This is a genomic window from Pseudomonas vlassakiae, from assembly GCF_014269035.2.
Taxonomy (GTDB): Bacteria; Pseudomonadota; Gammaproteobacteria; order Pseudomonadales; family Pseudomonadaceae; genus Aquipseudomonas; species Aquipseudomonas vlassakiae.
Genome location: NZ_JABWRP020000044.1, coordinates 1 through 1859 on the forward strand (window position 1 = coordinate 1; position 1859 = coordinate 1859).

2 protein-coding genes are annotated in these 1859 nt (G+C 45.6%); both read right to left on the reverse strand.

From position 1 onward, the window contains the following. Window positions 1-476 precede the first annotated feature (476 nt). Window positions 477-1070, reverse strand: coding sequence for a hypothetical protein (locus HU738_RS25685; RefSeq protein ID WP_186605024.1), 594 nt, complete (start codon window positions 1068-1070; stop codon window positions 477-479). Window positions 1071-1072: 2 nt separating this feature from the next. Continuing rightward, on the reverse strand, window positions 1073-1859 hold a 787-nt coding region (locus HU738_RS25690), incomplete at its 5' end, for an RHS repeat-associated core domain-containing protein (protein ID WP_217871539.1).

A 1859-nucleotide genomic window follows, 5' to 3' on the forward strand; every position in this document is an offset into this window, starting at 1 on the left:
ATCGGTCAGGCGGCCCAGCGGGTTGTCGTAGTGCGGGTGAACGCGGGGGCTGCAGGTGGCACGGAGCGGAGTGAAATACAGGAGGAGGCTGATCTAACGCTGACAGTATCTTTTTGTTAGTAAGGAATAATCATCAAATCGCAGGTGATCACGCCAATTGCGCAACCACCCCTAGAATTTATTTTTAAAGATCGGGAAGGAAAACTATACAGACCAGCAAAGTATACGCCCGTCCTTCACAAAGGAACAAGTTATACTGGACTTACACTGACGCTTTCGCAGCAGTCGCTCCCAAGACAATACAACAATCTCATTTTCCAAGCCATTTGACAATGGCACCAAGGACACTAAACCACCCAGACAAACATTTATTTAAAAACTCATCTTACACCCGTTATCGCGACCTTAGAGGGATCCAGCCCATAATAATTCAAAACAAAATCTACCACAACAACATGAAGCTCATATCACCCCAGTTAAATTCTATAAACATAAATCTTTGAATCTTTATTAAAGAAATATAGGCCAATCAAAGCTTCACCGTCCCGCTCTACAAATATCTCGGTACCAGGCACGCTATTTGTGGCATAGACAATCATTGAAGCCACCTGCGGCCCTTCATACTTATATTCATAACACCAGTACTCACCATCATCCTCTAGGCGACATGATATATATGGTGTGCCGTTTTCCAAAACAACACCTGAAGCGCGAATCGCCTCTCCATCGACGTCAAATCGAACTGAATACCGGAATTGTCCTTCTACCTGATATATTTCAGTCTCTATTATTGTCGAGCTCGCACCATATATATCTGACTTATAAAAATCCCCAGCATCGTTACAGTAAAATTTAAAGCAGTTTTTTTTGTTTTTTGGCTCATTACCTAAGATAGGTGAAGGAGTCACTCCAGCCAACTCCAACCCATAAGGCAATATTGAAACACTAGGCCCCTTCGACCATTTCACATCTTCACTTTTCATGCACTGCGCACCCACGACCTCAGTAGGGTCCATTGCAAGCTTAGACTGTAAATTTTCGAGTAAGGACTTGAATTTATCTGGAATCACACTTATCTCCTAACAGCAAATGTTTTGCCGCTACTTAATTGCTCTTTGAGTTCGGCAAGTCCATCCAAGAACTCTTTCTTCGTTGTCTTGCCTGCCAGCGTATCATACACATGTTGTTTATAGGCATTACCATGTATGCCGGCGCCCTTGTGTGGCGTTGCAAGTGTGCCGGGGACCCTTGCAGACTCTGTATTGGGTAACCAGATGCCATTTTTCCTGTTATTGATATCGACCCCTAGCTCTTTCATCTGTTTCCTCAAGGCGATCATTCTGACGTCCTTTGAGTTGGACATTACGATGTGATGAGCATCATACTGACCTCCCCCTACTGGCTTACTACCTAAGCTGTCAGCAAGCTTCTTTGCGTCAGATCCGCAGGACAGCCCAAGTGGATCCAGCCATAGAATCGGATTTAGAGCATAGCCATACAGATTCATTCCACCGTCGATACTCAACGGATCTTGCGTTACAAAACGCCCGACCTGAGGATCATAATATCGATAAGTATTGTAATGTAACCCTGTCTCAAGATCATGGTATTGACCTTGGAAGCGCAGATTTTGCTCGACCTCATTTACAGGTAGCTGCTCTATCTCACCCCATGACCGATACGTCGCCTGCCAAACGATCTGCCCATCGCTATCCGTCAGTTCCAGCGGCGTACCAATTTGATCCGTATGGAAGTAATAAAGCTTCTGCTCTTCCCCTTCCACCTGATTAACCCGCGCCAACGGTGCGTAGCTACCCGGCTCATACAGGTACAAGATGCTCTGCCCCGGCGTCTCTTCG